This is a genomic window from Pseudomonas sp. P5_B3, assembly GCF_056400405.1.
The window spans coordinates 49,845-55,844 of record NZ_JBFULI010000039.1 but is presented as its reverse complement, the minus strand read 5'-3'; the positions used below and the strand labels follow the sequence as shown (position 1 = coordinate 55,844).

General features: G+C 57.6%; 6 protein-coding genes and 1 tRNA gene. All 7 read right to left on the bottom strand.

Annotation, left to right across the window (positions count from 1 at the left end):
- Positions 1 to 40: 40 nt before the first annotated feature.
- Positions 41 to 625: an aminoacyl-tRNA hydrolase gene (gene pth, locus AC1DRN_RS21330; RefSeq protein ID WP_223461112.1), complete on the bottom strand. Its 585-nt coding sequence runs from the start codon at positions 623 to 625 to the stop codon at positions 41 to 43.
- A 169-nt stretch (positions 626 to 794) separates the two neighbouring features.
- Positions 795 to 1,394 carry a 50S ribosomal protein L25/general stress protein Ctc gene (locus tag AC1DRN_RS21325; protein ID WP_008046051.1) on the bottom strand — a complete coding sequence of 200 codons (600 nt, stop codon included), beginning with the start codon at positions 1,392 to 1,394 and terminating at the stop codon, positions 795 to 797.
- A gap of 142 nt (positions 1,395 to 1,536) precedes the next feature.
- Positions 1,537 to 2,478, bottom strand: coding sequence for a ribose-phosphate pyrophosphokinase (locus AC1DRN_RS21320; RefSeq protein ID WP_003208392.1), 942 nt, complete (start codon positions 2,476 to 2,478; stop codon positions 1,537 to 1,539).
- 46 nt (positions 2,479 to 2,524) lie between these two features.
- Positions 2,525 to 2,599, bottom strand: a tRNA-Gln gene (locus AC1DRN_RS21315).
- A gap of 36 nt (positions 2,600 to 2,635) precedes the next feature.
- Positions 2,636 to 3,487, bottom strand: coding sequence for a 4-(cytidine 5'-diphospho)-2-C-methyl-D-erythritol kinase (gene ispE, locus AC1DRN_RS21310; protein WP_223461114.1), 852 nt, complete (start codon positions 3,485 to 3,487; stop codon positions 2,636 to 2,638).
- Position 3,488: 1 nt separating this feature from the next.
- A complete protein-coding gene (gene lolB / locus AC1DRN_RS21305; protein ID WP_223461116.1) occupies positions 3,489 to 4,106 on the bottom strand; it encodes a lipoprotein insertase outer membrane protein LolB in 618 nt (205 codons plus the stop codon).
- 4 nt (positions 4,107 to 4,110) lie between these two features.
- Positions 4,111 to 5,835, bottom strand: a complete 1,725-nt coding sequence (locus AC1DRN_RS21300) for a tetratricopeptide repeat protein (protein WP_223461119.1) — start codon at positions 5,833 to 5,835, stop codon at positions 4,111 to 4,113.
- Positions 5,836 to 6,000 lie beyond the last annotated feature (165 nt).

Sequence of the window (6,000 nt, the reverse complement as noted above, 5' to 3'; positions counted from 1 at the left end):
GCCGCAATTGAATCCCATGGTGTTTCCCCTCGGGTAAAAGTCAGGCCTTCTGGCTGTGCAGGGTTTTCATCGCGCGGTTCCATTCCCCGGCGAGGATATCCGGCAGCACGCCGAGGGCAAAGTCGATGCTGGCATCGAGTTTTTCCTGTTCGGCGCGTGGCGCACGACCCAGGACGAAATTTGAAACCATACTGGCAACGCCCGGGTGGCCAATGCCAAGCCGCAAGCGATGAAAGGTATTCTGATTGCCCAGTTGCGCAATGATGTCGCGCAACCCGTTGTGACCGCCATGGCCGCCGCCCTGCTTGAGCTTGGCAACGCCGGGTGGCAGGTCGAGTTCGTCGTGCGCCACGAGGATTTCTTCAGGCGTGATGCGGAAGAAACCGGCGAGTGCCGCCACGGCTTGGCCGCTGCGGTTCATGTACGTGGTGGGAATCAGCAGACGAACATCCTGACCCTGATGCGAATAGCGCCCGGTCAGGCCGAAATACTTGCGGTCCGCCACAAGGTTGACGCCTTGTGCGTTCGCGATGCGCTCAACAAAAAGGGCCCCTGCGTTATGCCGGGTCTGTTCGTATTCAGCGCCTGGATTTCCCAGGCCAACGATCAGTTTGATGGCAGTCACGATAGGGGCCCTTCATTGGAGTGGTGGATAACATCGCCGCAATCAGGGAGAGCGGCGAAAGTGGACGAAAATAGCTCATTTACCATGATGTAAACTCCGCGTTCTCGCCCGCTTTCTCGCTACGCTCTAGTCCGCGATGTTTCCGGTCACTCCGGCGTACAGAGTAAAATTACTCTGCAGCGCCTTCTGCAGCTTCTGGAGCAACACGTGGAGCGTGGACGTTGGCAACAGCCTTGTCATCGCCGTGTGCCAGGGCCACGAACTCAACGCCTTTAGGCGCTTTGAGGTCCGACAGGTGAATGATCGAACCGATTTCAGCGTTAGCCAGGTCGACTTCGATGAACTCAGGCAGATCTTTCGGCAGGCAGGAAACTTCGATCTCGGCAACAACGTGCGAGATTTCGCCGCCTTTCTTGGTCGGTGCTTCTTCGTTGATGAAGTGCACTGGAACGATAGCGGTCAGTTTCTGGCCAGCTACTACGCGTACGAAGTCAGCGTGCATCACGTGGCCTTTGGCCGGGTGACGCTGCAGGGCTTTGATCACGACGTTCTGCTTGGTGCCACCAACGTTCAGCTCGATGATGTGGCTGTAAGCCGCTTCGTTTTCGAGCAGTTTGGCAACTTCTTTGGCCAGCATGCTGATGGATTCAGGGGCTTTTTCGCCACCGTAAACTACAGCTGGAACCAGGCTTGCGAGACGACGCAGGCGGCGGCTCGCACCTTTCCCCAGGTCGGAACGCACTTCAGCATTCAGGGTAAAATCGTTCATGTTGTATCTCCAAAATAACCACATTCGCCCCAGCGTTTGCGACCAGCGCTAAAGGCGATATGGGCAAAAAAGCCCCGCCCCGACAGGAATGCCAGGGCGGGGCGCTTTTCGTCAACGAGACATTTCGAGAAGGGCAGGGCCCTTAGCGGAACATCGCACTGATCGATTCTTCATTGCTGATGCGGCGGACCGCCTCGGCAACTACCGGCGCGATATCCAGTTGACGGATACGCGAGCAGGCTTGTGCAGCAGCGGACAACGGGATGGTGTTAGTCACCACCAGTTCGTCCAGCATGGAATTTTCGATGTTTTCGATCGCCCGACCGGACAGCACAGGGTGTGTGCAGTAGGCGAAAACCTTGGCAGCACCATGCTCTTTCAGGGCCTTGGCCGCGTGGCACAGGGTGCCGGCGGTATCGACCATGTCATCGACCAGAATACAGGTACGCCCTTCGACATCACCGATGATATGCATCACTTCAGAGTGATTGGCTTTCTCACGGCGTTTGTCGATGATCCCGAGATCCACGCCCAGGGATTTGGCAACGGCACGTGCACGCACGACGCCGCCAATGTCCGGGGACACGATCATCAGGTTTTCGAAGCGCTGATCTTCGATGTCATCCACCAGAACCGGGGAGCCGTAGATGTTATCTACCGGAATATCGAAGAAACCCTGGATTTGGTCAGCATGCAGATCAACCGTGAGAACACGGTCGATGCCGACTACGGTAAGCATGTCAGCCACGACTTTCGCGCTGATAGCCACACGTGCGGAACGCGGACGGCGATCCTGACGGGCATAACCAAAGTAAGGAATAACAGCAGTGATACGAGTAGCCGAGGAGCGGCGGAAGGCATCAGCCATCACTACCAGTTCCATCAGGTTATCGTTGGTCGGAGCGCAAGTCGGCTGAATAATGAAGACGTCTTTACCGCGGACGTTTTCATTGATCTCGGCTGTAATTTCGCCGTCGGAAAATTTACCGACAGAGATGTCACCGAGAGGGATATGCAGCTGACGTACGACACGCCGAGCCAGATCGGGGTTAGCGTTCCCCGTAAAGACCATCATCTTGGACACGCGCAGTACCTGAAGGCTGAGGGTAACCTGGATGAGTATAGGAAAATGGCAGGGGCGGCTGGATTCGAACCAACGCATGGCAGGATCAAAACCTGCTGCCTTACCGCTTGGCGACGCCCCTGTATCTGTTGCAACGATTACCCGGTAATCGGTTCCTTTAGAGCAGACTTCGCAGCTTGCGATGCAACATCGAAACGTTGCTTCCTTTTGCTACAAAACCTGTAAGGGTCTCTGTCAGAAGGGCCGAGACTTTATCAGCTTCAGCTTTGCTTGGGAAGCCCCCAAACACACAACTTCCAGTTCCGGTGAGTTTTGCTTCGGTAAATTTACCTAACAAATTCAAAGCGTTACGTACCTCTGGATAACGCCTTGTTACCACCGGCAAGCAGTCATTTCGACTGTTTCCCTTGGGAACGGGGCGCACTTTAATGGGAGGAGTGTTACGTGTCAACAACGGATCTGAAAAAATTTCTGCCGTACTTACAGAGACTTGCGGCACCAGCACCAGATACCACGGTTCTTCCGGGTCGACAGGGGTCAGTTTCTCCCCCACGCCCTCGGCGAAAGCCGCGTGGCCACGTACGAAAACCGGGACGTCGGCGCCCAGCGTCAACCCCAGGCCAGCCAGGCGATCTTCATCCCAGCCTAATTGCCACAGGTGATTGAGGCCGAGCAAAGTCGTTGCGGCATTCGAGCTGCCGCCACCGATACCACCGCCCATGGGCAGGATTTTCTCGATCCAGATGTCGACGCCCAGCGAGCAAGCGGATTGCTCCTGAAGTTTTCTGGCGGCCTTGACGATCAGGTTGCTGTCGTGGGGAACGCCCGGGAATTCGGTGTGCAATTGAATGACACCGTCATCGCGCAGGGCATAGGTGATCTCGTCACCATAATCGAGAAACTGAAACATCGTTTGCAGTTCGTGGTAGCCGTCTTCGCGGCGCCCCAGGATGTGCAGCATCAAATTGAGTTTGGCTGGCGAAGGCAGTGTCAGGCGATTGTCTGGCATTTCACTGCCCCAATTTGCGCGGTTGCCAAGCCTTGATCACCAGCGTGACATCCAGGTCGGTGCCATGCAGTTTGATCCGTTCGGGCAGCCAGTAACCGTTCAGTTGGGTGTATTCGGTGTATTCGACCTGCCAACCGTCCTGTTCGAGAGTGGCCAAACGACTGTCGCCATCCAGCGTCAGACGGCTTTTGCTGTCCGGAGCCGGGAGCCCGCGCACCCACCAGGCCAGGTTGGACACCGGCAATTTCCAGCCCAACTGTTCTTCGAGCAGCACTTCCGGATTCGGTGCGTCGTAGCGTCCCTGGTTGGCGACTTCCAGCGACACCTTGCCCGGACGTCCGGTCAGGCGAGCTGCGCCACGGCCCAGTGGTCCGGACAGGCGAATGTCGTAGTAATCCTGACGCTGCAACCAGAACAGCGTGCCGCTGCCTGAGTCTTTCGGTGCGCGAATGCCGATCTTGCCGTCGATCTGCCAGCCATCGAGGCTCGCAAGTTGCTGTTTGTGCTCTCGCCATTGGGCGGGGTTGCCGTGACCCTCGACTGATTCGCGGGGACCCAGGCCCGCGCAACCGGCGAGCAGGGTGATAAAACTGAAAGCGATGAAATGGCGCAAAAACATAATCTTAAAGAGTCTCTGATCCGGTCAGGCGTTTGATGGTGCCGCGCAGGGCCGGGCTGTCGGGTTGTTCCTTGAGGAACTTGCTCCAGACCTGTTTGGCTTCGCGCTGTTTGCCGTTGGCCCACAGGACTTCGCCCAGGTGAGCGGCGACTTCCTGATCGGGGAAACGATCCAGGGCTTGACGCAACAGGCGCTCGGCTTCGTCCAGATTGCCCATGCGGTAATTCACCCAGCCAAGGCTGTCGAGTACCGCCGGGTCTTCCGGACTGATCTGGTGCGCCTGTTCGATCAGGGCCTTGGCTTCGGCGTAGCGTGTGGTGCGGTCAGACAGGGTGTAGCCGAGTGCGTTCAACGCCATGGCATTGTCCGGGTCGCGCTTGATGATCGTGCGCAGGTCTTTTTCCATCTGCGCCAGGTCATTGCGTTTTTCCGCCTGCATGGCTCGGGTGTAGAGCAGATTCAAGTCGTCCGGGTATTGCTGCAAGGCTTGTTGCAGAATTTTCCAGGCCTTGTCGCCCTGATTGTTGGCGGACAGGGTTTCGGCTTCGATCAGATACAGCTGGATCGCATAATCCGGCTGCTCATCGCGCTCTGCGGCCAGCTTTCTTTGTGCTTCGGCGGTCCTGCCGTTGTTCATCAGGATGTCGGCCTGACGCAATTGCGCCGGTAGGAAGTCGCTGCCCGGGCCAACCTTGGCGTATTCGATCAGGGCGCCTTGCGGGTCGTTTTGTTCTTCGGCGATGCGGCCGAGGTTCAGGTGCGCCGAGTCGACGTGGCTTTCCCGGGCGATCAGGTCTTCCAGGTAACCCTTGGCCTCGTTCCAGGCCTTGGCTTCCAGGCAGACCAGTGCCAGGGAGTAACGCAGTTCGTCGTCCTCCGGGTATTGCTGAACCAGGCTCGAGAACTCGGCCTTGGCGTCGTCCATACGGTTCTGTTCAACCAGCATCCGCGCATAAGTCAGGCGCAGACGCTTGTCGTCCGGGTATTTCTTGATGCTTTTTTGCAGCAGCGGCAAGGCCTCGTCACCGCGATTCAGGGTTTGCAGCAGGCGTGCACGCAGCAGAATCGGGGCAATTTCGCCGTCGTCCGGCGGATGGTTTTCCAGCAGCTTCAGCGCGCCTTTGGTATCGCCATCCTGTTGCATCAGCAGCGCCTTGCCGAAAATCAGCTGGCTGTTGTCCGGATGACGCTGCAACAAACGGTCGAAGCTTTTCATCAATCCGTTGCGGGTGTCCTGGTCGGTGTCGGCCGCGGACAGCGCAAGGAAGTCGAAATGCGTGTCGCCCTTGCCTTGCAGGACTTTCTCCATATAGACCATGGAGTCGTCATAACGCCCGGCGCGTGCCAGCTGCACGGCGGCGGCGCGTTGCGCTTCGAGGTCGTTGGGGGCGTTTTTGGCCCAGATCAGCGCGGTGTCCAGGGCTGCCTGATCGGCGCCCAGATATTCGGCGATACGGAATGCCCGCTCGGAAATACCCGGATCCTGGGTGTTGATGGCCTGGGTCACATAGTTGTCCAGGGCAATGTCGAAACGATTGCGCTGGCCAGCCAGTTCGGCGCTCAACAGGCTGAAGATGGTTTCCTCGCTGAATGAGCTGTAGACCTTGGGCTTTTCAGGGGTCGGGGTGCTGTCTTCAACCGGCGACGTAGCGTCCGGTGAAACGGGTGCCAAGGCCTGGCAGCCGCTGAGGAAGACAAAAGCGAGGAGCAACGCGGAAGATCTATTCATATAGGAAGAGGACGACTAACCTGCGGTCGGATCATCATGACACAAGCTTTCGGCCAAACATAACCGGCCCGCCAATTTACCCGCACAGCGGATCCGACAACGCCTGGCTGCCCTGTAAACGAGAACCGCTCGCAACGTGGATACCATCTACCGAAGCGATAGATA

What these genes read in the sequence shown, in the direction of transcription:
- AC1DRN_RS21300 (WP_223461119.1), bottom strand. Translation starts at nt 5,835, where the DNA reads ATGAATAGATCTTCCGCGTTGCTCCTCGCTTTTGTCTTCCTCAGCGGC.
- AC1DRN_RS21325 (WP_008046051.1), bottom strand. Translation starts at nt 1,394, where the DNA reads ATGAACGATTTTACCCTGAATGCTGAAGTGCGTTCCGACCTGGGGAAA.
- lolB (WP_223461116.1), bottom strand. Translation starts at nt 4,106, where the DNA reads ATGTTTTTGCGCCATTTCATCGCTTTCAGTTTTATCACCCTGCTCGCC.
- ispE (WP_223461114.1), bottom strand. Translation starts at nt 3,487, where the DNA reads ATGCCAGACAATCGCCTGACACTGCCTTCGCCAGCCAAACTCAATTTG.